Consider the following 26,334-nt stretch of genomic DNA (forward strand, 5'->3'; position numbering starts at 1 on the left):
TCGAACTCAATCTCTTTGGGTAGTTGCACACCCACTCTTGCCATCCAGAAAGGCCCGACCATGTCACACCCATCCCCAGCCGGGGTAGTAGTCCCGACCAGCAGAGGCGGCCTCGTCATAGGAATCTGCGCCGCCATGATCCTCTTTGATGGATATGACCTCATCGTCTTCGGCAACGTCATCCCGTCGCTGATCGCTGAGCCTGGGTGGCAAGTCACGCCAGCCATTGCAGGACGTATAGCATCTCTAACCCTCGTTGGCATGCTCATCGGCGCTCTCGTGGCCGGTACCTTGTCCGACCGGTTGGGCCGCCGAAGCGTCGTCATCATCAGCCTGGCTTGGTTCTCCTTGACGATGGCCGCCTGCGCTGTGGCCCCGGATCCACGGGTATTTGAGATCGCCCGGATCATCGGTGGCTTGGGTCTCGGTGCCCTTTTCCCCACCGTTACGGCACTCGTCATCGAAGTGGCACCGGAACGACGCAAAGCTCTGGCGTACTCTTTCACCCTTTTCGGCTACCTGGCCGGAGGTATCGTGGCCGGCATTCTTGCGTTGGCGCTCATTCCGACTCTAGGCTGGCGGTCGCTGTTCTGGGCGGGAGCGCTTCCAATCCTGTTGGTCCCTGTAGCGATGAAGTTCCTCCCGGAATCCCCTGCGTGGCTCGCAGCCAAGTCAGCACCAGCGTCACTCAAGGCCTCCCGCAAGAGCGCAATGTCTTCGATCTCGGCTCTATTCAAAGACGGCTTCGCGCGCAACACCATCCTGGCGTGGGGCGTGCAATTCTGCAGTCTGTTGCTTGTATTTGGAATGGTCAACTGGCTCCCCACCATCATGATCAGCATGGGGTACAACCTGCAGTCGGCGCTGTTCTTCGCCGTAACGTTGAACGTGGGCGCGGCGGTAGGCTCCCTCATCGGGGCCCGGCTTGCAGATAAGGGTCTCACCAAGAAGGTGACGGCCGTTCTGTTCATTGTTGGCTGCCTCTCGGTCGCCGCGCTCAGCTTCGGGCCGCCCACCGCAGTCATGTTTGCCCTGGTTGCATTGGCCGGTGCGGGAACCCTTGGAACTCAGATCCTGGTCAACGTGTTTGTTAGTTCCATCTACCCTGCCCATATGCGGGGCACCGGGCTGGGCTGGGCGTTGGGGATCGGTCGGTTGGGCGCCATCGTCGGACCCCTGATTGGCGGTGCCATCCTTGGTGCCGGCATGCCGGCCCAATGGAATTTTTACATATTTGCCCTCGTCGCAGCCCTGGGAATGCTTCTCGTGCTCCCCATTGCTGTGCAGGTCCGAGCCAATAATGCGACAAATAACGTCGACGCTGTAAGGAGCTAACTATGCTGAATGGATTGCGGGTCATCACCCTTGAAGAACACTTTGCTACCCCCGACTACAGCAAAGGCGAAGGCGGAAACTTCGTTCCGTCCTTTGCTGAATCAGTGGCACGGCGCATCAGCGATGTAGAAAACATTCGAATTCCGGAGATGGACCGGACCGGTATCGACATTCAGGTTCTCTCTTTGACGACGCCAGGCGTTCAAGGCGAAAGTGGGAGCGAAGACGCGGTCGTCAAAGCGAGACGCAGCAATGACGTTTTGGCCAAGGTCGTGAAGGAACACCCTGACCGGTTTGCTGCGTTCGGTGCCATCCCGACCCAGGACCCTCAAGAGGCCGTCAACGAACTCAAAAGGGTCGTCCTGGACCTTGGATTCAAGGGCGTATTGGTCAACGGCCATACGAACGGCGTCTACTTGGACGATCCACGTTTCGACATTCTTTGGACGGAAATATCGAACCTGGGGGTTCCTCTTTACATCCACCCAGCTTTCTCACCATCGCCGCTGGCACCGCTGAGCGGCTATCCCGAACTGGCGGGCCCGGTCTGGGGGTGGGGCTTTGAAACTGCCTCACATGCCTTGCGGCTAATAGCCGGCGGTGTCTTTGACCGGCACCCCGACGCGCAAATCCTGCTCGGCCACATGGGGGAGGGGCTACCGTTCACCCTCGACCGGCTCGATGACCGATGGGCAGTACTCCAGCACTCCGTCCCATTGGAACGAAGGCCTTCCGACTACATCCGCGAAAATGTTTACGTCACGACCGCGGGAGTCGAAAGCGCAGCTCCGTTGCACTGTGCACTTGAGGCCTTGGGCAATGACCGTGTGCTGTTCTCCGTAGACTATCCATACCAATCAGCGGACACAGCAACTGCATTCCTGGCAGCAATCGACCTTGACCAATCCGCCAAAGCTGCTCTTGCGGGAGGAAATGCAGCCAAACTCCTCAGCTTGTGAGGTCAGAGTCACACGTCTGCAGCCCGAGTAGCGTTAGTGCGGCCAGCGACGAAGGCCGAAAGCTTTTGTCGCTGGCCAACCACGGGCCGATTCCGTTCCTGTCTCTACCCGGTCACGATGGGCGGGACTACTGTCTGCGAGAGATGGGATTCGATGCTGGGACCCTCGACTCCGGCGAGATGAGCTCCAATAACTACTCTCGGATCGGTCGCGGTCTGGATGAATCGGTTCATCTGCGGGCTTTCACCGATGTCCTCCGGTTACCAAAGCGGACGGATCGGGATTTTGGGTCGTGCTTGACCGGTACGGCAGACGGTTCGTGCTGAGTTCAGACAACGATTTAACGCGTTGGGCTTCCCAGGAGATGGAATCCATCACGTCGGTGAGGTCCAAGAACCTGCCGGTCTCATCACTGATACGGCTGGTGTTATTTTTTGGGCAGCCCTGGAACACCTGCAATCGGCCAGCGGCCGATGTTCCTCGGCGGTGAACCTGTATCCTTGCAGCTCATGGGTCCTGATTGTCTTGACTGTTGTCAGATGCCGTGGGCGCGTACTCGTTCTGGCGGGCCGCCGACCACTACGAGGTCCAGGTCCTGCGCGGACTGTAAGCCAGCCATGACGATGGACGGATTAATGAGTCCTTCGGTGTAAACCTTGTCACCGGTTGCGATGCTGGTTGCCTCGAAGAATGGCTCAAATATGTCGCCGGTCAGAAGTCCAAGCATTTGCGTGTTGTGTGCTGCGATGGAGAAGCTGTGGATGGTTCCGGCGGGGGCGTGGAGGAAGTCACCTTGGGTGAGCAGAACCTCTTCGCCGTTCACCCACAGCCAGATCCTGCCGGAGAGGCACAGGAAGTTTTCGGTGTGTTGCTGGTGGAAGTGGCGAACAATGTAGGGCTGGGGAGCAGACAGGGTATTGACGGCGAAGTACCTTCCCGCAGTGTTGCGGCCACGTGCGGTGTAGGAGTTGATGGCGTCAGGCCAGGCGCGATGTTCTCCGCCTCCTGAGCGCATGAAGTACGCCTCCGCACCTGCGGGGAGGTCTTCGTCCCACACGTCTTGCGCGCTGACCCGGGCCAGGTCATGCCGCTGGGCGGACCCCGGCAGGATCAGCCCGCCTGAAGCCTGATCTGTCGCCGGGTAGATGTGCTTTTCGGTCGATTCGCCCGATCCGAGCAGGATGTCCAAAGCCCCGCTTTGTGCGGAGAACAGCAACAGCTTCGTCATGTGACTGTGCATCCGGTATGCGACGGGCGTTCCTTCCGGGACGTGGACTGAATCCCCGGCAGAGAGAAGGCGGCTCTGTCCGGGTAGCCAAAACTGCGCGCTGCCTTCCATCACGTAGTAGGAGCGCTGCTGTCTGGGCAGACTGTGAAAGGCGACTTCGGTCCCTCGTGGGCCGAGGATGAAGGCAGCTTCGAATAGGCCGCCTGTGTCTGCTCCGCGGGCGATGATCGTCCATAGCTGCCCGTCGATTTCACGGCGGATACCTTCGCCCGAGGCAAGGTAGTAGGGCACCGGTTCCCCGGGCAATTCGTTGAGTACAGGGGAGAGGCGGTGCATAGCCTCAAGGTCGTTGACAGTCACAGTGTTTCTCCCTTTTTGACAAGTTCACGTTTGTTGTTGAGGCAGCGTCGGAAGAAGGTCTCTATGTCCAGGAAGCCAAAAGTGGTCTCTTCCATGGGTCCACTTCTGGTGGTTTTTCGACGGGCAGCTGCCCGCACCTCTGTGGCTAAGCGCCCGTCGTCCATGACGCTCTGCATGTCGACATCCAGCCGCCCGCTGGGATTGAGGAATCCGTGTTTGTAGTCCTGAAGTAGGTACAACTCGCTTTGACCTCCGGCGGTCAGCAGTGCTTCATGCAGTAACTCACTTTGTCCATGGGGAACCAAGACGTCGCCAGTGCCGTGGGATAGCTGGAAGGGAGGAGGGGCGGTTCCTATCCAATTCAAGGGATTGGCTTGACGTGCGATCCCCGGAACGTCTCCGGGATGCGCGCCGAGCAAACGGCCCTCGGGAGTCGCTGCGCCGTCGAGATGAGGGTTCGCCTCTTGGTGAGCCGCGACAATCCGTGCAAGGTCAACAGGAGCGTAGGACGCGGCGACGGCCTGCACCGACACGTCCCCGGCAGGTCCTTCTTCGGCCGGCAGCAGGTCAATATGACCTGTCAGTCCTGCCAAGGCAGCGAGGTGACCTCCTGCTGATGCGCCCCACAGGCCGATAGCTGCAGCATCGATCTCGTAGGAATCGGCGTGCTGCCGGAGGAAGCGGACAGCGCTTCGGACATCATGCAGTTGGGTGGGAAAGAGTGCCTGTCCTGAGAGCCGGTACTCGATGCTGGCTACAGCGTGGCCCGTTGCCAGCACATGTGCAACGAGATCCGGCGCGAGCGTGCGGTCCCCGGCGAACCACCCACCGCCATGCAGCCAGATCACGACCGGGACTGCGTGTCCGGTGCTCAATGGGCGGTAGAGGTCGAGTACAAGATCCCCGGTGGTCCGGCGGGCATAAACTACGCCAGGCTCAAGGCGGACGTTTGGAGCTGCGAAGGACGTTTGGGGCATGCAAGAAAACCTAATCGGTAGGTCGCACCGAGACCAGCAGGAAAATCCGCAGTATCGTTGAGGAAAACCGAACAATCGTCTGTTTTGTGCGTCTGGATATGCATGAAGATTTCAGGACAACCCATAGATACAGGGGGTGTGCGTGAAAATCACGGAGCTGCAGTTGCGGTACTTCGTAGCTGTTGCCGAAGAGGTGCACTTCGGACGGGCGGCAGCCCAACTCCGTGTGAGCCCCTCATCAGTAAGCGAACAGATCACTGCATTGGAGCGGCGGTTGGGACGTACGCTTTTTGATCGCACGTCCCGTAGCGTGGCCCTCACCACACACGCCCGGGAATTGCTCCCCCTCGCCCGCAAAGTAGTCTCCTCGATGGAGGAAGTACAGGGGTGGGCTCAGGAAATAGAGGGCGAGGAAACCCTCCGAATTGGGCTCATGGTATCAAGTCCGCAGTTCCAGGAAATCATGACGACAGCCACCGAGAAACTGCCCCACGTGCAGTGGCAGATCCGGCAACTTGGATTCTTGGGGTGGTACGAATCATTGGTCAAGGGCGAAGTCGACTGCGTGTTTCTCATTCAAATCGGGGAGCCAACAGGCTCCGAATTTGAAGCTTTGGCGCTATGGGACGAAAAATGCGTACTCGTAGCCTCAGCCGCGCATTCCTTGGCCGACCGGGAGCGTCTGCGAATGTCCGAAATCGTCGATGAGGTCTTCGTTGCGGTAACCGGCAACGCGCCCTCGGCCGCATGGTTTCCTATCATTACTGCCCCCGCCGCGGGTCGGCGCCGGGCACCCACCGCGAGAAACTTTGAAGAAGTCCTGGAACTTTGTAGCGCGGGTCTGGGAGTAAACATTTCAGGAGAATCCGCCGCCACAAGTTACGCCAGGCCGGGCATACGGTTCATCCCCCTGGAGGACGCTCCTTCGGCAACCGCGTACCTGTGTCTTCGTCGTGAACGCCACGACGGCATTCTCGAACAGTTTGCGCGCTTGGCAATCAAAGTCATGCACACACGGTCGTAGGCGTTGGGCATATTGTGGGTGGTAGCTGACCAGGCAGCATAGTGTCCGCCGATATCAATAGACCTCACTACGCCCCGAATGAGCCGCTCACATTTCAAAGCATTTGGCTGAGTGGCATCTGCTTACGGATGGGACTCCGCTGTCGATGGTTATTCATCGATCTCCCGGTCAATAACCAAAGATACGCGGTCGGCACGATACGTGTCTTCTGCATACTCGAAGCACTTGCCGTCCTTGTCGAAGGTTCGACGGATCAGACGAAGGCCGGCCGCGGCTTGGCGAGTCTGGAGGAGATGGCTGGCTTCTTGATCCAGAACAACGACTTCAAGGTTCGCCACAGTACGAGCCGGGATAATAGCGTATTTGTTCCGCAAGACATCCCAGAGTGATCCGGACAGGTCTTCCTTAAGGAATCCGGGCAAAATGTGGGCCGGGTAGAAGGTCGTTTCGAGGGCCAGAGGCTCGTTGTCTGACCGGCGGAGGCGCTGAAGCGCGACCACGGAGGCTCCGGTATCGATGCCCAGCGCAGCCGCTTGAGCGTGGCTCGCCGGCTTCTTCTCAGCCCAGAGAAGCTCGGCGCCAGGATGTCTGCCGGCTTTGCTGATTTCGCGGGAAAAGCTGCCTAACCTCAGCTCAATCCTTGGCTCTGAAACAAACGTCCCTCTCTTTCCATCGCGGTAGTCACGGTAAACGAGACCTTCGCTCTCCAAAATATTCAGAGCGCGCCGGGCAGTCATCCGGCTAACCCCGTGGTCGAGGCAGAGCTCCCGTTCCGGAGGAAGAGGTGCGTGAGGTTTAAGATCCCCACCTCTGATGCGTGACCTGAGATCGTCACTGATCCGGACGTAGGCGGGTTGCAGAATGTGCTCACCCGACGAAGTTTTTTCCATGCTCACCCTTGACACGGTAGCGCCTCAAACCTAAGGTCGTTCTTGGTATATACCAAGCTTACCAAAATCTTCACTCCTCTTGAAGGACGTCAAATGGAAACCTCGCACAGCTCAAAGCAGAGCAGCAGCGGCATGAAGCGCGAACTTGGCTGGTACGCCTCGTTCTCAGTGGCTTTCGGGTTTGTCTCGATCGCCACAGGAATTTTCACAACATACGGCGCGGTACTGAACACCTCAGGCGGTCGAGGTATCTGGGCCTGGCCGATAACAGTGGTCGGCCAGTTGATGGTCGCCCTGATCTTCGGTGCCTTAGCGGCCAGGATGCCCATCAGTGGGTACGCCTACCAATGGGTCTCCCGCATCGCCCACCCCATCTGGGGCTGGCTGATGGGCTGGGTGTCCTTTGCTTTCCTGATAGTCGTGGTTGTTGCCGTGGACTACACAATCTCCGCCACGATCCTGCCGGCATTGTTCGGGTACGTCGCCACCCCTGCGAACAACTGGGCCATCACGGCCGTTGTGATGCTCCTGCAGGCCATTCTCGTTGCGATCTCAACCCGCATCACGAACAAAGTCAACGAAACAGCCGTCACCATCCAGATCATCGGCATGATCGGACTGACAATCCTTCTGTTCGTCGTCGGCTCCATCGCCGGACAGCTCGATCTCAACCAACTCTTCTCAAGTGCGCCCGTCGGCGATGCCGACTACTGGACGTTCGGTGGTGTTACCGACGCAGGTCCCTTCCCACTGGCCTTCCTTTTGGGCGCCTTCACCATCGTCGGATTCGAGTCCGCAGCGAACCTGGCCGAGGAGACCAAAAACCCCGCCCGCGTCATCCCCAAAGCGATGGCCCAGGCAGTCCTTTCCCTTGGCATCCTCGGCATGCTGTTCCTTGTCGCCATTACCGCACTCGCTGGTGACCTGACCGAGCTCGCCGGATCCAGCACCCCCGTGGCTACAGTCATTACCTCAGTCCTCGGACCCGTCGTGGGGAACATCCTGCTCGTCCTTGTCGTGATCTCGATCTTCTCCTGCGGCCTGGTCATCACACTCAGCGGCACACGTCTCGTCTGGGCCATGGCCCGCGACCAACGTTTTCCCGGATGGCAATTCCTCCGTAAGGTCAGCCCAACCCGCCACACACCGCTGGCCGCCTCCTTGTTCTTCTTCGTCATCACCCAGGCAGTCCTTGCTATCTTCGCCGGAACCACCGATGCCCTGTTCTCACTGTTCTCGGCAGCAACACTGCTGCCAGCAATGATTTACGCGGGAACCGTTCTCATGTACGCCATCAAACGCAAGTCCCTCCCGCCCAGCCAAGGCTTTACGTTGGGCCGCTGGGAGATTCCGGTAATCATCCTGGCCTCGGTATGGCTGATCTACGAACTGCTGATCTTCCGAGACGACTCGTTCGCCCAGCCACGTCTTTACGTTGCCATCATGATCGGCATCGGCGTCCTCTACCTTGCGTACCTCTTGATCCGCAGAGGCATCCACGGACTAACCATGCCTGACATGACCGATGTCGATAAGACCTTCGACGCAGACGAACCAGTACATTCCGACTCCCCAGGCACTGTGCAGAAGTAAGCTAAGCAGTCCTCTGCCAGTCAACCCAGCAATATTCCTGACACCGCTCCAGAAAGAGGAAACCATGACCACCCGCAATATCACCGCAACGGTCGCCGTCATCGGCGGCGGCGTTGTCGGCGCCGCCGTGCTGCACACACTCGCCCACAGAGGCGTAAATGCCGTGCTCCTCGAAGCCGACACCGACCTTGCCTACGCTGCCAGCGGCACAAACTCCGGCGTCCTGCATACCGGCTTTGATTCAACTCCCGGTGAACTCGAAACAGAGCTCATCCTCCGATCCGCGGAGCTTCGCCCCGAAGTCCTGAAAGCCCTTCAAGTCCCCGTTATCCACTGCGGCGCCGAACTCGTCCCGCACAACGACGAAGACCGCAAAACTGTCAATGCCCTGTTGGAAAACGCCCGCACCAATGGGGTGGACGTTCAGATCCGCGAGACTGACGGCGCACTCCTGGTCCCGGGCGAGTCCGTAACCGACCCCGTCGCATACACCATTGCGTTGGCCCGCTCGGCGGAAGCAACCGGGGCCAGGATCGAGGTGGACGCACGCGTCAGCGCCATCGATACCCATGCCGACGGCCTGCTCATCCACCTGGCCGATGGAGGTCAGGTCCATGCTCAAGCAGCCATCAACTGCGCCGGCCTCCACGCAGACGATATTGCCCGGATGGTTGGTGACGAAACGTTCGAGATCTACCCGCGCAAGGGAGAGTTCTTCGTCTTCGAACTTCCCGCCGGTAAAGAACTCGACCGGATCGTTCTGCCCGTGCCCACAAAGCGCACCAAGGGCGTGCTGGTTTTCCCCACCCTGGATGGGCGGGTAGTGGCCGGCCCCACAGCCGTAGACCTGGAAGACAAGAAGGACTGGAGCGTCCGCCCGTCAGCCCACGAAGAAGTCCTCGAGAAGGCCTTCGTTCAGTACCCTGCCCTGCGAGGTCAAACCCCTGTGGCCACCTATGCCGGTCTTCGCCCCGCCGGACGGAATGCCAACTACGTCATCGGCCAGTCCTCTGCGTACGACAAGCTCATCAACGTCGCTGCTATCCGCTCCACAGGCCTGTCGGCATCATTGGGCATTGCCGCGTATGTCGCCGACCTGGTGCCCGACCTTGGCATCAGGACGGAGGAACAGCGCCCCACCACACCCGTCGAGCAGACGCCGTCCCACGGTTTCTGGTGGGAGCGCACCGCACAGCGTCACAGCGTCGCCCACTGAGCAGGGCCAGCCAAGAAACTCTTTAATTGAAATGAGAAAACCATGACCACAGTGTTGGCCATCGACCAAGGAACGTCCGGCACAAAAGCAGTTGTTGTCGACGAAACCGGCAAGGTCCTCGCCCTCAGCGAGGTAAAGGTGCGCCCGACATACCTGCCCGGTGGCGGCGTTGAACAGGACCCCCAGGCACTGCTCGACTCCGTTATTCAAGCCGGCCGTTACGCCGTGAGCCGTGCCAAGGTTGACGTGGACATTGTGACCTTGGCCAATCAGGGTGAAACGGTGCTGGCCTGGGACCCCGACAATGGGGCCCCGCTGTCCAATATGATCGTCTGGCAGGATCGTCGCGCCGAGGGAGTGTGCGCCGAGCTACGTGATCACGCTACCGAAATCGGTCAGCGGACCGGGCTGGTGCTCGACCCATACTTCTCCGCCCCCAAACAGACGTGGCTGCGGCGGAACGTCACGACTGAAGGCGTCGTCACCACCTCGGACACGTGGCTTCTTCACCAGCTCACGGGCGAGTTCGTCACTGATGCTTCAACTGCCAGTCGCTCATTGGTCATGGACGTCGACAGCGGCGAATGGGACCCTCACCTCCTGGACTTGTTCCAACTCGGGAACGAGAAAATGCCAACCATTCTGCCGAACGACGTTGTAGCTGGAATGACTACGGCGTTCGGAAAAGCCGCGGCGGTTGGTGGGCTGATCGTGGATCAGCAGGCTGCACTGGTTGCCCAGCGTTGCCTGGATGTAGGCGAAGCCAAATGCACCTTCGGTACAGGAGTGTTCCTGCTGGCCAACACCGGGAGCACTGCCGTGCGGTCCAGTGCGGGGCTATCCTCCTCCATCGCTTGGCAACAACGCAAAGAGACTACCTACTGCCTGGACGGGCAAATCTACACGGCGGCATCGGCCGTGCACTGGCTCGAACAACTCACGTTCATCGACAGCGCAGCCGACCTCGACAGGGTGGCCGCGGCGGACTCCGAAGGTGTTCTCTGCGTCCCAGCTCTGGCAGGTCTCGCAGCTCCTTGGTGGCGCCCAGAGGCCAAAGCCACGATTACCGGCATGACCCTGAGCACCGGCAGCGAACACTTGGTCCGGGCAGTTTTGGAAGGCATTGCCGCCCAGGTAGCCGAACTTGCTCGCTGCATGTCCACTGACCTCGGGCAACCTCTTCGTCGCCTGCGTGTTGACGGTGGCCTCACCCAGAGCCGCGTGCTTATGCAATCAGTCGCCGATCTGATGCAAACGCCCGTCGATATCTACCCATCCCAGCACGCTACGCCTCTCGGAGCCGCCGCCTTGGCCCGAATGGCGATGGACCCCACCCTTACGCTCAACGACGCCATCATCGATTGGGCACCTGCCACAACCTTCGAACCACAGTGGTCTAAAAGCCGCGCCGATGAGTTCTCCAGTCGCTGGCGCTCAGTCGTCGACGGAGTCCAGTAACGGCTACCCACGCCGCACAATAGTTCCCCAATTGAAAGGACACCATGTCTGAGAATCGCATCAACATTTCCTCCGGATCGCCCCGCGAGCCCGTCCTCGGCTACTCACGAGCAGTTCGTGTCGGAAACCAAATTTTCGTTGCAGGAACCACCTCAGGAGGAGTCGGAGACGACGCCGCGGCACAGACCCGAGAAATCTTCTCGCGCATCGAAACCGCGCTCAAGGAAGGTGGGGCATCCTTCGAAGACGTCGTTCGAACACGCGTCTACCTGACCAACATCGCCGACTTCGATGCTGTCGGAGCCATCCACGGCGAAATTTTCGGGGGCATCCGCCCCGTGACCGCCGTCGTTGAAGTAAATGCCCTCGCGGCACCGAACCTTCTGGTCGAAATCGAAGCTGACGCGTTTATAACCGCATAATTCAGCGGGGGTTCGAGGCAGCCGGCCCTACGGTGCCGGTGGCCTCGAGCCCCTTTCGTTTGCCCTTGACAGTCACCCCCGGCAGCACCACAAATCAGTTAGGGAACACCATGAAGAGCAAACTAGAACGGCTCAAGCTGCACCCAGACCGAATCCTTCGCATGGAACTCCTCCGTGCCACCGAAGCTGCCGCGATTCGCGCCGTGCCCTACATCGGAAAAGGTAACAACAACGCGGCAGATGGAGCCGCTGTCGATAGAATGCGAGCTTTCCTCGGCGCTGTCACCTTCGATGGCGTAATCGTCATCGGAGAAGGCGAGAAGGACAACGCTCCAATGCTCTTCAATGGCGAACGCGTCGGGAGTGGCACCGGTCACGCAGCTGACATCGCCATCGACCCCATTACCGGCACCTCCCTCACTTCCGCGGGCAGGCCGAACGCTTTGTCCATGATCGCCGTCAGCGACCGCGGCTCAATGTTCGATCCAACAGCCGTGTTCTACTGGACAAAATCGTCACAGGACCGGCACGCGCCGGAGTCGTGGACATCGACAAGCCAATCGGCGAGAACATACGCGCATTCCCATCGTCGAGGTAGCCGCAACCATTCCGGATATCCGGTGCGGTTTCCGCTATGGCGTCCAACACTGACGAATGGGTGTGGACCCGCCTACCGGCCCAAGCTACCCGACAAGGCCCATCGTTGCACATTCCATTCCCCAGCATTCCCGCATCCTGAATAGGGAGTCGGGTACCGCGCATCGCTCCCGACTGACTTGCATTCAATGCCAAGGGCCATTCGGTCGTTAGTTGCTTGCCGCTATGCCGGCCACTCCGTTGGTTCGCTGATCCCTAAAGCGTCCAGGGCAAGCAGCTCAGCGGTCCGGGTGATGGATGTCCTCCTGCGTGCCTGACTGATCTCCGGGGTAACGATTGCACTGACGTTAGGGTTCGAAATCCATGCGTGACACAGCGTGACGATCGTAAGCAGAAGTTCTTCGGCGACCGGTCGCCCTATCCCTGGAAGGGCACGACATAGGCCCGCTACCGTTTCTGCAGACCGCAGGGCGCGGCGGTCGGGGTCCACCGGTTTACCGTATTCCAGCCCCTCCCAGGACGTAAGGCGGGCGAGATATGGCTGTCCGATGATGATGTCGAAGTACCGGCCAGCAAGATCTGCCACGGCACCCGGACCAACCCCCAGAACCGGTAATTCCTCCAGCGCAGTGGCTAGCTGTCTGGTTAAAGCCGCCTGGAACAGCTGGGCTTTGCTTCCAAAGTAAAAGTAGATTCGTTCCTTGTTGACGCCCGATAACTTGGAGATTTGATCAACCCTGGCGCCTGCGAAGCCACGTTCCGAAAATTCCTTTATGGCAGCATCGAGAAGCCGTGCCCGAGTCGCCTCCTTATCCCAAACCACTGCGCGGCTATCGCTCGCACCTACGGCATCGGGGGTCTACTCCTGATGCCAGTATCAGCCAGTCGGTGGTGTGTGAATCGTCGCCCGGCGCTCTATGCCCGCATAGAGCGCAACTCTTCTCACTTCTGGGTCGCAGGGGCTGCAAGTACGAAAGGGCCGCTGCTAGTCGTCTAAGGAGTGGTGACTTCACATGGTCCTCATTTCTCCCCAACGGGTTTTTTCGTGCCTTGGCACCTGAAGTAAGTTGTCGGCGCTGGCTCCTCGGCTACAGCACGACCTTGTTTGCCGCTTCGCCTGCGCCCTGTGCTCTGACTCAGGCCGTCCTGGCTACCTTCTGCGAATTATCTGCCGCTCATGCGGAACGCCAAGGGCCTCCAACATTGGCCGAAGTTTCGACCAGCTCTCGGCTAACTCCTCTTCGGGAGTTGAAGCTTGGACGATCCCACACCCTGCAAAGAGCCGAACGCTGGCCGGACTCTCGATAAGCCCGCCGCGAAGGGCGATTCCCCACTCTCCGTTGCCGATACCGTCGGTCCACCCCACTGGACCTGCGTATGCTCCGCGGTCCATTTGCTCCAATTCATGGATTGCTGCGTCGGCTGCTTCGGTGGGAGTGCCGCAGACCGCGGCAGTCGGATGTAGGGCCGCAACCAGCTCAAGGGAGGAAGGAACGCGCGCTGGTTTAGGACCGTTGAGGGCGTTCAACTGGGCTGTGACATCAGAAGCCAAGTGCCAGACGTTCGGCAATTCGAGTACGAACGGTTCGCAATCTGATGTCATGACCTTCGAATAGGGTGAAAGGCTTTGGGTGAGTGAGTCGACGGCGAGCTGGTGCTCGTACCGTTGCTTCTCTGACCCAAAAAGTACCCGCCGTGCGTATGCCTTGTCCGACTCAACCAAGTGTTGTTGGTTATGACGGTCGAGCGTCCCGGCGAGCACGCGGGCCCGTGCCACGTTTCCGTCTACCTGGACTAGCATCTCGGGTGTTGAACCGATCGCCCCGTCGACGGCGTAGGTCCAGCAGTGTCGGTAGCGCCGTGCCAATCTGCGTAGCACCTGTGCGGTTGGGATTGCCGACGACAACTCAATTAGGACGTCGCGGGCCAAGACGATCTTCTTAAGTTGTCCGTCGGCTATCCGTTGCACACTCGTCTGCACAGCAGAGCGATATTCGTTCTCGGACATTCTTCCCGCCACGACGGTGGCACCCGTCAAAAGGCCGTCACCTGGCCGATTACTGAGAAAGGCGTTCAGGGCGGACATAGCAGCGCTGACGGTCACTTCCTTGGCTGTGTCGAACGAGAGGTAAGTCAGCCACCGTCGGTTGCCCTCCGAGCCGATCAGCACCTGGGGAACAACCAGCTGGGACTCATGGGACGAGACTGAAGAAAAAGTAAAAGATCCGAACGCTATGGCACCTGTCCCGGTTCCGCCCACCTGATTTTCGATCAATGCGGTGGACTGAACTTCCTCCCACCACTGAGAGGCTTTGCTAAACCGCTCGGGCCCTCGGGCGGTAAAGCGTCCAGCCTCTCCGAAGCCTACTAACCCGCCTTCGCGCCGAATCCAGCAGAGAACCTCGTCTGTAACCAAGTAATCCGAAAGACCGGCTTCAGTGAGAACAGGCCCCTCGACAGTGATGCCCCGAAGGATGCTGCGTGGTTGGACTTCGGACATTCCGGACGGTTCGATGCGTTTGTTTCGGAGTTGCATTCAAATGCTCATATCCTCGGGATTTCGTTGTGCTCCGCGTCCAGCGGCCGGAGCCTACTCATCGGTTCAAAGCGCTGCTAGGTCCGCTGTCGCGGGGATCGTTGCTTTGGAGGCCCTAACTGCGATCGTGAGTGGCGGTAGCTGCGAGACTGCTAAGGTCACGGTGTCACCGGGTGTGAGTGGTCCGACCCCGTTTGGGGTTCCGCTGGCGATTATGTCACCCGGGTTGAGGGTCATTGCTTCGGAATAAACTTCGATAAGTTGGGCTACGTCGTAGATCAAATCAGCCACTTGCCCATCCTGGCGAAGGTCACCATTGACGCTAAGTCTGAGATTCAATATCGAGGGATCTGGTATCTCATCAGCTGTGACGATAGCCGGCCCCAAGGGTGTAAATGTGTCAAAGCTCTTTCGGTAGGAGCGATCCTCGTCGCCCCGCATAGTCACGTCGATCAAGGCGAGATACCCGAAAACATGGCTTAAGGCATCTCCGCGGGATGTGTTTTTTGCGCGGGTGCCGATAACCACCCCTAGTTCTGCTTCATGGTCGACCCGGCGCCTAGGGTCCGGAAGTCTGATTGCCTCATCAGGTCCTACTACGGAGGAAGGTGCCTTCAGGAAAGCGACATACTTCTCGATCGTTCCGGGTACGTCCGAAAAGGCTCCAGCGGCGATCATTTCTTCACGATGCGGGCCGTGATTGACCGGTGCCGCGAGGATTTTCGAAGGCCTTGGTTGAGGCGCCCTGAAGGTTACCCGCGAGCGGGGGATACCGGTGCTATGTGCGGCATCCCTCATCTTTGGCTCAAGCGTTTGCCAGCCCTCAATCAGCATGTTCATGCGATCCTGGGGGCGGGTTGATTCTGGAAGAACACTCGTTGCATCGACGATGGAGTCATTGCGCGCCCAAACACCAAGACGATAGTCATCGAACAGACTTAACTTCATTGCTTACTCTCTCTATAGATACCCGAAAAACATCAATTCCTATTTGAAGCAGGGATAGTTGGTTATCTTCCCGGGCGAACTGCCCGGGAAGATAACCAATGAATGTAGGGCCGTGGGACTGCTTAGTCCCGCAAAGGTGCACTTGCGAGGTGCTTGGGCAAGCAGATGCCTGCTACCAAAGTGACTGCCGCGACGCCGATGATGTAGAAGGCGGGCGCGACTATGAGGCCTGTGGCACCGATGAGCCATGTGCAGACGACAGCTCCGAAGCCTCCGAAGATGGTCACTGCGGTTCCAGTGGCAATGGAGACCAGGGTGCCGCGGTTTTTGGAGCTGAACAGCTCTGTGATGGTGGCGGCGCCGACACCGGCGATTGGAGCTGTGAACAACGCCAGCGCAATCTGGGTGAGGACAAGGGCTGTCAGTGATTGTGTCTCGGCAAGGAACAGGAACAATGGATAGGAGAACAACAGGTAGCCAAGTGCGCCAAACACGATCAGGGGCTTTCGCCCGATCTTATCGGAGAGGTGACCCATGACTGGCAGGAGAACAACGGTCAATGTCGCCCCGCTGACGGTTGCCCACAAGGAGGACTGCAGATCGATCTTCAGGAACTGTGCCGCGTAGCTGGGCATGTACGTGAGAGCAACCATGGCGGTCACGCCCCACAAGGCATTCACGCCGACTGTCAGGAGAAATCCGGCGCGCGCGCTCAGTTCCTTTCCGGTATGCGAGGATTCTGCTTGCGGCTCGCCATCAACGCCAACTTTGCGGGACGCGATGAATACCGGTGGTTCCTCCAACCGACGCCGAAGGACCAATACAACGATTGCAAGAAGGGAGCCTACGATGAAGGGGATACGCCAGCCCCAGTCGCGCATTGTGTCTGCGCCCAGTACCGAAGACAACCCTGCCGTGACCAGCACACCAAGTAACAGGCCGCCATATGTGGCCACTTGATGGAAACTCCCAAAGAAACCGCGGCGACGGTTATGAGCCCATTCGATAAGGTATACGGCGGAGCTCCCGAATTCCCCGCCTGCCGAGAAGCCTTGCATAAGGCGCCCCACGACTATCACCACGGCGCCGAAGGCGCCGGCAACGGCATATCCTGGCGCTACTCCGATGAGCAGTGAGCCGGTTGCCATCAGGAGCATCGACAGTAGCATGACGGATTTGCGGCCGTTACGGTCGATGAACGGGCCCAGAATAAAGGCGCCAAGTGGCCGTCCGACGAAGCCGACAGCAAATACCGCGAAAGTTGCCATGAGGGCGGTGACTGGATCGTTTGAGGGGAAGAAGGTAGCTCCGATATATACAGCTAGAAATCCGTAGACCGTGAAGTCGTACCACTCGAGGAGATTTCCTAGGGTCACGAGGGTGGTCACTCGCTTGAGGTTGGTTGGGTCCTTTTGTGCTGGATCTTCCAGCACAAGATTGTTTGTATTCGTCATTGAATATCCTTTGAGTGCGAACGGGAAGGGTTTCGTGTTGCTGTGCAGGGGCCACGCCAAAGCTCAGGCCGCTGAACCCGGTTGTAGTTTCTTTACGCCGACGCTTGTCGGGGCGGGACTGCTGAGAACCTCTTCAGCGACTAGAAAAGAGCTTCAGTCGGGACTGGCTCCCAGACAACGCGTCCGTTTTCGCCGCGGACGACCTTGCCGAAGGGCTGGTCACCGAAGTGATAGGAGAACGCATATGTGTCGTCTTTGAGAAGCTCGGAGAGGACACGCGCGCGGGCTCCCTGAACGGATTCCGTGTGGCTGTCCGGTGCTGAGCCCCAATCCAGGTGCTCCAGTTGTGCCGGTGAATGGAAGACGTCGCCGAAGACAACCAGTCGATTCCCGGATGCTGACGTCATGATGTAGGACGCATGACCTGGTGTATGCCCAGGGGTGACAAGTGCACTGACGCCTTGCACAACTTCGCCGCCATCCTCGACAAGTTTGAGGTTTGGATGGTTCAGCAAAGGTTCGACGACCGTTGTCGGGTCGGGCATGTCGGCCGGGGGAATCCCTTGGGACAGGGGCTCCCATTCCTGGCGAGCCAGAACATAAGACGCGTTGGGGAAGGTAGCTGTGCGTGCTCCGTGGCCATCGTCGACAAAGGCCCAGCCCGTGTGGTCAATGTGAATGTGCGTGAGGGCAAATACTTCGATGTCTCCCGGTTCCAGGCCGACTGCTTTGAGGGTGTCCAGCAGTGCTCCACCCTGGATGGGCCCGTAATGCGAATCAAACTTGATGTCGCCAAGTCCCGCGTCAATCAGCAGGCGAAGATCGTCCCGTTCTACCAGCAGGCCGCCAGCTGTCATTGGCACACCGCCGGCTTCGTCCAAAGCTTCGGGATGATCCCGCCAGTAACTGTCGGGGAATGAACTCAGGAAGCGCGTGGGGCTGAGCGACATGGGGCCGTCGACAATATAGGTGAACGTGAACTCATCCATGGTCCAGCGGCGGACCGCGGACTGCGTTCCAATTTTTCCAATGGTGGTTGTTGTCATCGTGATCTATTCCGTTCCTGTTTGAACCGATTTGGGTGATGCTTTGAGACTCGAGATGCCCGTTGAGGGGATGAACCCCCGCTGGAGGTTAGCTGTGTTGGCGGTTTTTCAGCCGGGGGAATAGATCCGTTGCGGTGGACGAAAACCGGGCCAGTTCGTGGTCCTGAAGAACCGCGGTTGTACTCAAGAGATCGATGTTTTTCTCGATGACCTCAAGGACGCCCGGGGGATAGTCCGATCCGTAAACGATGTGATCCGCAGAAGTGATCTCGAGGAGCGGAAGTAGTGAATTGGGAGATGCTGCCAGTGCTGTGTCGTAGAACAAGCCTGACAACTGTGCCTGGACATCTTCCCTGGCCACACCGTTGGTGTTGCTCACCCACGGCAGCATCCCGGTTGATCCCACGCGCTCTGCAAGGGTCGGAAGGACCCCGCCCGCGTGTGACACGACAAATTTTATGTTCGAAAACTTCTGGAAAACCCGGGCATAGACAGCATCGACGATCGTCCGGGCAGTGTCCATGGGGAATTCGATGACCGGTCCGGGGCGACCGCACGATACCTGACCGAAGCTGGGCGGCTGTACAGGATGTAAAAAGACAGTGGCGTGCCTGTCGTCGAGTGCTGCGAAAACGTCCGTGAACCGAGGATCCCCCAAGTACGCGCCGTCATAATTGGTGACGAGCACAAAGCCGTCTGCGCCAAGGTCATCGATGGCCCGGGACACCTCCGATACTGCTTGACAGGGGTTGATAAGAGGAAGATTTGCAAGCAATCCGAAGCGGTCCGGGTTATCCCGCACCACCGTTGCTCCGAAGTCGTTATAACGACTGGCCTCGTCCGGCGTGAGCCGGTTCGGGTACGACAGCATCTGCACCGCAATGCCATGCGAATCCATGAACGTCAGGGCATCATCGGCTGTCCAGGGCCCGGTTGGCGGCGCGGTGAAGTGGCCGGCCCGGAACAGGTCTGCCATCTTGTTGCGCTCGGCCTCCGTTAAGGGGGGCGTGTAGTGGGCGTGTACATCGATTAGTTTCCCGCCGGTGCGCTGAAGCAGGCGCTCTGCGGAATTTGTGTCATTTGATTCAGGATTTACCACCGTCTTGCTCCTTGGGTCGTGGTTACGGATGGGTGAGGTTAGCCGGAGTGAATCCTGCAACCCGCTGATACTCGGAGGCGATGGCTTCGCGCTCTCCGGGTGCAAAGACCTGGTTTACATCGCTGAAGCCTTCAGGGGCGCGTTCCTCGGCCAAATCGAGTATTCGCGCGGACCCCTGGTTGCGGTTTGCTCTTACGACCGTGGCAGTGGCGGTAAGACGTTCGTGTTCATATCGGGCCAGTGCAACGTCGGGTGTCCGCTCCTCCATGAGGGCATCTGTGAGCGCACGCGCGTCGATAATTGCTTGGGAAGCGCCGTTGGACCCGACTGGGTACATGGGATGCGCGGCGTCACCTAGGAGCGTTGTTCGTCCTCTATTCCAGGTCGGCAACGGATTACGGTCAACCATGGGGAATACATGAACGGCACCAGCACCGCGCATCAGCTCGGGGACATCAAGCCAGGGGAACGACCATGAATCGAACTCATGGATGAAGTCCTCAATATCACCCGGCCCGTTCCATGACTCTGCGGGAGGAAGTTCCCTTGATGTCTTGCCCAGCACTGCGATCCAGTTGATCAATGCATTACCTTCGCTATCGGGCATGGACAGCGGATATGCCACAACCTTGTGCCCGCGCGTTCCGATCAGTGCCATGGACTTTCCGGTGAGGAATGGCGGCGCCACAGTTGTGCCCCGCCACATGAGCTCGCCACTCCAACTGGGGCTTCCATCGCTGGGAGTGAGCTGCTTGCGTAGTGCTGAGTGCAATCCGTCGGCGCCGATCAGGACGTCAGCCGATTCTTCCGAGGTATGCCCGGTGACGGTGTTGACCAGTTGGAATTGCGCATTGTCGCTGCTGGAATTTGACCCGCTAACGGTTAGCCCATTCCGGATGGAAGATTCACCTAGACGGCGGCGGACGATGTCCATCAGGGCCATCTGGAAATTGCCGCGGTGAATTGAAAGTTGCGGTACGGCGTATCCAGCACCTGTTCCCCGCGGTTCCCGCCAAACGAACTGGCCGTGTCGGTTTGCATAGCACAGTTCTTCTGTTGCGACGGCCAAGGGGAGCAACTCCTCAAGCACGCCAAGCCGGTCGAGTTCCTGAACGGCATGGGGCAACACATTGATGCCGACCCCCAGTGGTCGTGGCTCGGGTACTGCCTCGTAGATAGTGACGGGGATGCCTGCGTCGTGGAGCATCAATGCGGTGGTGAGTCCGCCGATTCCGCCGCCGGCGATTGCGATCTTCATTCGGTTCCTACTTCCTTGGCCCGACAGCGGGCACTGCTTCGTCGGGTGCTGGAGCGGTTGCTGGCTCAAACGTTCCTGTCACCTGCTGCCGTTCGTCCGCCTCCGACTCGCGGTAAAGATGCAAGGCTTCAAGAGCGGCCCGGTCGCTGGCGACGAATAGGTCGGCCGTTTCCTCCGCTTCGTGCTCTACCGGCACCCAGGATGGGACGACGAACACGTCGCCTGGTCCCCATGTGAACTCGGTCCCACCGATGATGGACCGCCCGCGGCCGCGGAACACGGTGTGAATCTGCCCGCCTGTCTGGCGCCGCAGGCGCGTGCGTGCGCCAGGACGAATTCGGGTCATCTGACAGGTCAGAGTCGGTATGGCTGGGCCGCCGGTTAGGGGGTTCGTGTACTCAACAGTCGCACTGGGGTCTTCGGTCCGGGCCAGCAGGTTGCTGAGCGTGGGGTCGACTTGGCTGTATGGATAGCGCAGCAGCGGGGAGTACGGTTTCGACCATTTAGAACCGGCAACCGGGTGAAGTCCAGCGGAACCGAATTGCTCCTCGGAAGAGGAGAAACCAGCGACCTCCTGCATGCCGACCGGATGGTCTTCGAAGAAGATTGATTCCAGGGTAGCGACCATCACTACGTCGATCACGTCAAGCCAGATGGCAGGTTCGTTGCTCTGGTTTGTGTGGTCATGCCATGTACCGCTTGGGGTCAGGACAAAATCTCCGGGCTCCATCCAGCAAGCATCCCCGTCGACCGTCGTAAAGACGTTCTGCCCTGTCATCATGAACCGGATGGCGGACGGGGAATGCCGATGCGCTGGTGCAACTTCACCCGGATCCAGATACTGGTACGCACCGAATAAGGCTTCCGTGGTTCCGATACGAAGCCCTGGGTTGCAGAACTGAAGTGCGCGCCGTTGAGCTGCTCCTTCATCAACGTCGAGAACTCGACCGGCCTGTCGCGCCAGCGGTGCAACAGTGTCCCAGCGCCATAGGTGGGCCCTTGTGTGCGCCATAGGGTGCGCCGGCATCGGCGGCCTGCTCCAAAGCCCTGCCATGTCACGCGCGGCAAGCGCGCCGCAGAACTCTTCAAGCGTCACTTCCGCGGTGTCAGTCCCGCCTTGGCCCGCACTGTAAGTCGCGTCTTTATCCTGCATTCTGTTTACCTCCGTATTCTGTTACCGCATGTGCCCGTTGGCTGAAAACAACCAACTGGGAAACGGTGGACGTCATTCTTCTTGCATGGGCGGTTTTCTGGTCTGACCCAAGCCGGCTCTCTCTTTCGAGGCTGAAGAGCCGGAGCAGCGCCCGCCGGAGGCTGCTGTGGTCGGCTAGAACAGCACTACGGGTTTGATCGTTGTCCCGGCATGCATATCGCTCGCTGCGTTGTTCAGGTCTTTGAATTCGTAGTGTTTGACCAGCTTTTCGAGCGGCAGTTTTCCTTCGCGGTGCAGTGCTGCCAACCGCGGCAGTAGGGTCTCGGGTTCGCCGTCCCCTAACGTCACGCCCAAGATCCGCTTTCCCAGCAGTAGATCGTGCATGTCCAGTGCCACGTCGACACCGGGAGGTGCTACGCCGACGACTGCGCATGCTCCGCCGGTTTTGAGAGCGTCGACGGCGACACGAACTATGAAGGGGATGCCGGTTGTGTCCAGTGCGTTGTCGATACCACGGCCGCCGGTGATGTCAGCCATTGCGGTGACCATATCTGCCTTGGACGTGTCGATGGTGTGCCGGGCGCCGAGCTCCCGGGCAAGTTCGAGTCGCGATGGCACACGATCAACCGCGATGATCTCGACCGCCGGCAGAGCTGCTGCCGCCATGATTGCCGAAAGGCCAACTGCGCCGGCGCCGAAAACGGCCAGGCTTTCCCCGGGGCGGGGAGCAAGGACATTCCAAACTGTGCCGAATCCGGTCTGGACGCCACATCCAAGCGGCGCAAGTAGGGTCAGATCGTCGTCGTTGTCGACTTTCACTACGCTGCGGGCGTCGACGATTGCAGCCTTCGCGAAAGACGACTGGCCGAAGAAACGCGCAGCGATAGGAACGCCTTCCCGAGTGATCGGAGAGTCCTCGCTTCCCCGTGCGCCGCCTGTCACATTGCGGGGGAGCCACGTATCGCAGTAGGCAGGGTGCCCATTTCGGCATCGATCGCAGTGCGCGCATGAGGTGAAACTCAACAGGACCTTGTCGCCAGGTTGGACTTTGGTGACCGAAGACCCAACTTTCCGGACAATGCCCGCACCTTCATGGCCGAGGACTCCCGGCAACGTGAAGGGGATCTTCCCGGCCTGCACGTTCAGATCACTGTGGCACAGGCCTGCAGCGACCATCTCTACTAGAACCTCGTCCTTGCCAGGCTCACTGAGGTTCACCTGGCTGAAGGTGAAGGGGTCGCCGGGACGCTCGACTACGGCTGCTGTGGTGGAATACATGGTGTCTGTTCTTTCTTAGGTAGCCGGCGCCAAGGCGACGATGACGGATTTGGTCTGCAGGTATTCATCCAGCCCTTCAGGGCCGTTTTCCCGTCCGTATCCGGATTGTTTGTAACCGCCAATGGGCATGGCAATATCCATAGAAGCCCACGTGTTCACCCACACCGTTCCAGCTTCGAGTCGTGAGGCAACGCGATGCGCCCGGGAGATGTCTCGGGTTTGAAGACCAGCGGCGAGTCCGTAGGGGGTGTCGTTGGCCATCCTCACGGCCTCCTCTTCGGTGTCGAAGGGTTGGACGGTCAGGACTGGCCCGAAGATTTCTTCCTGTACGTAAGACGAATCCTGGGCGACTCCGGTCAAGATGGTGGGTGCGACGTAGAAACCTGGACCTGGCGGGCACGGTGCGCTGGTAGCCATGACACCGTCCCGCCGGGCTCGGGCCAGGACTGATTCGACTTTTGCCTTGTGGCTGGGCCCGGCCATGGGGCCGACCATAGTTTCGGGATCAGACGGATCACCGACCGTGATCCGCTTACAGGCGGCCTGCAGTTTCTCAAGGACTTCCTGATAGACCGGACGTTCGACGAGGAGCCGGCTGCCCGCCATGCAGAATTGGCCTGTATTGAAAGTGAACGCCTTGACCGATGCGCCGACTGCGGCGTCAAGATCAGCATCTGCAAAAAGGATGTTCGCGCTCTTGCCGCCCAACTCGAGAGTCACGCGGGTGAGGTTGTCTGCGCTTTGCTCTACAATCCGTTTGCCCACTGCGGTCGAGCCTGTGAACGCGATCTTTGCAACCCTTGGATCCTGGACCAGGGCACGTCCGGCCTCAACATCTCCTGTGACCACGTTGTACACGCCGTCCGGCAGGCCAGCTTCGTGCAACACCTCGGCAAGTTTTAGTGCCGTCAAGGGGGTTTCCGCGGCAGGTTTATGTACGACCGTGTTTCCAGCAGCAAGGGCAGGGGCTATTTTTTTGCTCGACAGTACCAGCGGAAAGTTGAAGGGGGTGATGGCGGCAACCACGCCGAGCGGCTCACGCTGGGTGTAGGCCAGGGCAGCCGAGCCGGACGCTCGGACCGCTCCTTCGATCCCCGCAGCGAGGTTGCCATAGTACTCGAAAGTCTCGATGGCGATCGGAATGTCGATTCGACGAGTCGACGTGATCGGCTTTCCCACGTTGAGGGACTCCAGCTTGGCGAATTCTTCTGCTCGCTGTCGAAGTAACTCAGCGGCTCGGAGAAGGATTCGGCCACGTTCACGTGGGCGCATCCGCGGCCAGGGACCGTCCGCGAAGGCTTGATGCGCTGCAGCAGTAGCACGTGCGGCGTCCGCTGCAGTCGCTTCGGCAACTGCAGCTGCAACCAGGCCTGTCGCGGGGTCTGACAATTCCCTCGTGGCTCCGTCCCCGGCAAGCTCCCACCGACCGCCAATGAACAGCCGGCCTGGGGAAACGTCGACCATGGTTCGCTCCTGCACCTTCGTCACTGAAGGACCTCCTCAAAATTGATGTGAGTTCAGTCTCAACGGCGGTGGATGCTTGCGGAACGCGTAAAACTACCCCTTTCCTCTGACCCCGCAGATCTACCCTGCGTCATCGGCCGGCGGCACGTGCAGAGGTCATCTCCGTCCGTACGTCGGTATCCACCAGAGAACGAAGCGGCATTTATCCTGGCCGGAACAGGGCCCGCCAACCAAGATCACTGCATCTGCCGTGGCCCCTTGGGAAAAGTACGTAGGGCTGGCTTTGGAACATGAACGCGAAGCCGAGAATAGATAGTCGTGTGTAGAATCGCCCTCATGCTCATACTGAATTCATCCGTAATGAGGCGGACGGGATGGGGTCACCTCGCGTTGCCTTTGAGCAACTGGTGTAGGCTCCGGCCCGGAGTTCTGCATGGATGAGATCTCGTCCGAGAGTCGGGGCAACCTGCCGAACGCTGTCACAAGTTTCGTAGGACGGCGAAATGAACTAACCGAGGTTCGAGAGCTTCTCGGGTCCGCTCGATTGGTGACCTTGACCGGGGTAGGCGGGGTCGGGAAGAGCCGCTTCGCGGTGGAGATAGCAGAAGAACACAATTCAAAGTTCCGCGACGGGACCTGGCTGATAGATTTGGCGGTTGTCCGAGAGCCCGAACTGCTGGAGCACGCCGTTGCAACGGCACTGGGCGTGCCTAATCCATCGAACCGTCGCACACTGGATCGTTTGATTGAGTACATAGCTCGACGCCAGTTGCTGCTCGTCTTTGATAATTGCGAGCATCTTCTCTCGGCCTGCGCTGGCGTTATTGGTTCCCTGCTGCGTAATTGCCCACACGTGCAGATCATTACTACCAGTAGGCAGGTTCTGGACATTGCTGGTGAACATGTCTATCCGTTGGCACCGCTGCCCATCCCCGAGCCCGAAACCGAATTTACCAGCGAGGTGTTGTCAGGATTTTCATCCGTGAACCTGCTTGTGGACAGGGCCAGAGCCATCAAGCATGGCTTCGTGGTAAACGACGCAAACGGCAAGGATGTGGCCCAACTGTGCGCGCGATTGGAAGGAATCCCTTTGGCCATTGAGTTAGCTGTCTCGCGAATGCGTTCAATGCAGCTCAACGAACTGGTAGAACGGCTGGAGGACCGGTTCGGATTGCTCACCGGCGGGAATCGTTCCGCGCTACCGCGCCAGCGCACACTGCGCGCACTGATCGACTGGAGCTTTGACCTTTGCACGCCGGAAGAACGTCTGCTGTGGGCGCGTCTTTCCGTATTCGCTGGCGAATTCGACCGGTTGGCTGCTGAACAGGTGTGCAGCGGAGATGGCCTACCTGCTGGCCAAGTTCTTGACCTGATGGATCACTTAGTTGCGCAGTCGATTCTTCAAACTGTCGAAGGCAAGGGACGCGGGCGTTTCCGGATGTTGATGACTGTTAAGGAATACGGCTTGGAGCGCCTAGCATCGCCTGAGGCCGTGTCTGAGCTCCGAAACCGTCACCAGGAATACTTCGAAGCGATGGCCGTTCAAGTTGCGAGAGATTGGACTGGGCCTGGACAGGAAGCAGGATTAGCTAAGCTACGCGCAGACCGAGGCAATCTGGAATTGGCTTTGGATTGGTGCGTCAGCACAGGGAATACCGAGCGTGCATTGGCAATGGTGACTGCGTTGCGTTATCACTGGTGCGCGGATGGATTTTTGAGCGAGGGCCGTCGCTGGTTGGACCTTGCACTGGGGCTGGGCAGCTCTTCGCCATCCGGGCGGTGCGCCGCATTGTGGGTGGCCGCATGGGTTTCTTTGCTACAAGGAGATGTAGCCGCCGCAGAGCAGCGGCTGTCGGAGTGTGACACGCTCGCTGGCAAGCTGGGTGACCATATCTCGTTCGGTATGACGCTTGTTTTGTGGGGTACTGTGGAGCTCTTCCGTGGACAGCTCGAGGGAGCCGTGGACCAATTCCAGGTTGCTCTAGACAAATTAGCTTCGTTTGGGCACCACGAGGGGGAGCTTTTCGCTGGATTTCAGA

Annotated in this window: 21 protein-coding genes and 1 pseudogene; 9 read left to right on the forward strand and 13 right to left on the reverse strand. The window is 59.2% G+C overall.

Going from position 1 to position 26,334, the window contains the following annotated elements:
- Positions 1 to 60 precede the first annotated feature (60 nt).
- Positions 61 to 1,335: an aromatic acid/H+ symport family MFS transporter gene (locus J3D46_RS24060; protein ID WP_253469688.1), complete on the forward strand. Its 1,275-nt coding sequence runs from the start codon at positions 61 to 63 to the stop codon at positions 1,333 to 1,335.
- A 2-nt stretch (positions 1,336 to 1,337) separates the two neighbouring features.
- The gene (locus tag J3D46_RS24065) at positions 1,338 to 2,294 is read left to right on the forward strand and encodes an amidohydrolase family protein (protein ID WP_253469691.1); all 957 of its coding nucleotides are present in this window, start codon (positions 1,338 to 1,340) and stop codon (positions 2,292 to 2,294) included.
- Between the two features lie 535 nt (positions 2,295 to 2,829).
- On the opposite strand, the gene J3D46_RS24070 is transcribed toward J3D46_RS24065, so the two are convergent.
- Positions 2,830 to 3,882, reverse strand: a complete 1,053-nt coding sequence (locus J3D46_RS24070) for a quercetin 2,3-dioxygenase (protein ID WP_253469694.1) — start codon at positions 3,880 to 3,882, stop codon at positions 2,830 to 2,832.
- Positions 3,879 to 4,859, reverse strand: coding sequence for an alpha/beta hydrolase (locus J3D46_RS24075; protein ID WP_253469697.1), 981 nt, complete (start codon positions 4,857 to 4,859; stop codon positions 3,879 to 3,881). The genes J3D46_RS24070 and J3D46_RS24075 overlap by 4 nt, the downstream gene beginning before the upstream one ends.
- Positions 4,860 to 5,001: 142 nt before the next feature.
- On the opposite strand from J3D46_RS24075, the gene J3D46_RS24080 reads away from it, so the two are divergent.
- On the forward strand, positions 5,002 to 5,883 hold the full coding sequence (locus J3D46_RS24080) for a LysR family transcriptional regulator (RefSeq protein ID WP_253469700.1): 882 nt from the start codon (positions 5,002 to 5,004) through the stop codon (positions 5,881 to 5,883).
- A 149-nt stretch (positions 5,884 to 6,032) separates the two neighbouring features.
- Here the strand turns inward: J3D46_RS24080 and J3D46_RS24085 are convergent, their stop codons facing one another.
- Positions 6,033 to 6,773: a GntR family transcriptional regulator gene (locus J3D46_RS24085; protein ID WP_253469703.1), complete on the reverse strand. Its 741-nt coding sequence runs from the start codon at positions 6,771 to 6,773 to the stop codon at positions 6,033 to 6,035.
- 93 nt (positions 6,774 to 6,866) lie between these two features.
- Here J3D46_RS24085 and J3D46_RS24090 point away from each other — a divergent pair, with 93 nt between their 5' ends.
- From J3D46_RS24090 to J3D46_RS24110, 5 genes and pseudogenes are all read left to right on the forward strand, one after another.
- Positions 6,867 to 8,366, forward strand: a complete 1,500-nt coding sequence (locus tag J3D46_RS24090) for an APC family permease (RefSeq protein ID WP_253469706.1) — start codon at positions 6,867 to 6,869, stop codon at positions 8,364 to 8,366.
- Positions 8,367 to 8,430: 64 nt separating this feature from the next.
- A complete protein-coding gene (locus J3D46_RS24095) occupies positions 8,431 to 9,582 on the forward strand; it encodes an NAD(P)/FAD-dependent oxidoreductase (protein WP_253469709.1) in 1,152 nt (383 codons plus the stop codon).
- A gap of 42 nt (positions 9,583 to 9,624) precedes the next feature.
- Positions 9,625 to 11,040 (forward strand): FGGY family carbohydrate kinase, encoded by a 1,416-nt coding sequence (locus tag J3D46_RS24100; protein ID WP_253469712.1) that lies wholly within the window; start codon positions 9,625 to 9,627, stop codon positions 11,038 to 11,040.
- A 44-nt stretch (positions 11,041 to 11,084) separates the two neighbouring features.
- The gene (locus J3D46_RS24105; RefSeq protein ID WP_253469715.1) at positions 11,085 to 11,462 is read left to right on the forward strand and encodes a RidA family protein; all 378 of its coding nucleotides are present in this window, start codon (positions 11,085 to 11,087) and stop codon (positions 11,460 to 11,462) included.
- A 110-nt stretch (positions 11,463 to 11,572) separates the two neighbouring features.
- Positions 11,573 to 12,057: pseudogene (locus tag J3D46_RS24110) on the forward strand (fructose-bisphosphatase class II); the annotation flags it as partial.
- A gap of 225 nt (positions 12,058 to 12,282) precedes the next feature.
- Here J3D46_RS24110 and J3D46_RS25115 read toward each other — a convergent pair.
- The 10 genes from J3D46_RS25115 to J3D46_RS24160 form a co-directional block, all read right to left on the reverse strand.
- Positions 12,283 to 12,882 carry a TetR/AcrR family transcriptional regulator gene (locus J3D46_RS25115; RefSeq protein WP_253469717.1) on the reverse strand — a complete coding sequence of 200 codons (600 nt, stop codon included), beginning with the start codon at positions 12,880 to 12,882 and terminating at the stop codon, positions 12,283 to 12,285.
- A gap of 327 nt (positions 12,883 to 13,209) precedes the next feature.
- Complete coding sequence (locus tag J3D46_RS24120) at positions 13,210 to 14,334, reverse strand: isochorismate synthase MenF (RefSeq protein WP_253469720.1); 1,125 nt, start codon at positions 14,332 to 14,334, stop codon at positions 13,210 to 13,212.
- A 327-nt stretch (positions 14,335 to 14,661) separates the two neighbouring features.
- Positions 14,662 to 15,435, reverse strand: a complete 774-nt coding sequence (locus tag J3D46_RS24125; RefSeq protein WP_253469723.1) for a fumarylacetoacetate hydrolase family protein — start codon at positions 15,433 to 15,435, stop codon at positions 14,662 to 14,664.
- Between the two features lie 230 nt (positions 15,436 to 15,665).
- Positions 15,666 to 16,997, reverse strand: coding sequence for an MFS transporter (locus J3D46_RS24130; RefSeq protein WP_253469726.1), 1,332 nt, complete (start codon positions 16,995 to 16,997; stop codon positions 15,666 to 15,668).
- 140 nt (positions 16,998 to 17,137) lie between these two features.
- Positions 17,138 to 18,043, reverse strand: a complete 906-nt coding sequence (locus J3D46_RS24135) for an MBL fold metallo-hydrolase (RefSeq protein WP_253469729.1) — start codon at positions 18,041 to 18,043, stop codon at positions 17,138 to 17,140.
- A gap of 88 nt (positions 18,044 to 18,131) precedes the next feature.
- Complete coding sequence (locus J3D46_RS24140; protein ID WP_253469732.1) at positions 18,132 to 19,142, reverse strand: amidohydrolase family protein; 1,011 nt, start codon at positions 19,140 to 19,142, stop codon at positions 18,132 to 18,134.
- A 22-nt stretch (positions 19,143 to 19,164) separates the two neighbouring features.
- On the reverse strand, positions 19,165 to 20,400 hold the full coding sequence (locus J3D46_RS24145) for a flavin-dependent oxidoreductase (protein WP_253469735.1): 1,236 nt from the start codon (positions 20,398 to 20,400) through the stop codon (positions 19,165 to 19,167).
- A gap of 7 nt (positions 20,401 to 20,407) precedes the next feature.
- Entirely contained in the window at positions 20,408 to 21,553 is a 1,146-nt protein-coding gene (locus J3D46_RS24150; protein ID WP_253469738.1) for a cupin domain-containing protein, read from the reverse strand.
- Between the two features lie 174 nt (positions 21,554 to 21,727).
- Positions 21,728 to 22,831: an NAD(P)-dependent alcohol dehydrogenase gene (locus J3D46_RS24155; RefSeq protein WP_253469741.1), complete on the reverse strand. Its 1,104-nt coding sequence runs from the start codon at positions 22,829 to 22,831 to the stop codon at positions 21,728 to 21,730.
- A gap of 15 nt (positions 22,832 to 22,846) precedes the next feature.
- Positions 22,847 to 24,295 (reverse strand): aldehyde dehydrogenase, encoded by a 1,449-nt coding sequence (locus J3D46_RS24160; RefSeq protein WP_253469744.1) that lies wholly within the window; start codon positions 24,293 to 24,295, stop codon positions 22,847 to 22,849.
- 433 nt (positions 24,296 to 24,728) lie between these two features.
- Between J3D46_RS24160 and J3D46_RS24165 the strand changes: the two genes are divergently transcribed.
- A partial coding sequence (locus tag J3D46_RS24165) for an AAA family ATPase (protein WP_253469747.1) occupies positions 24,729 to 26,334 on the forward strand: 1,606 nt, incomplete at its 3' end.

It is taken from the genome of Paenarthrobacter sp. A20 (assembly GCF_024168825.1).
GTDB lineage: Bacteria > Actinomycetota > Actinomycetes > Actinomycetales > Micrococcaceae > Arthrobacter.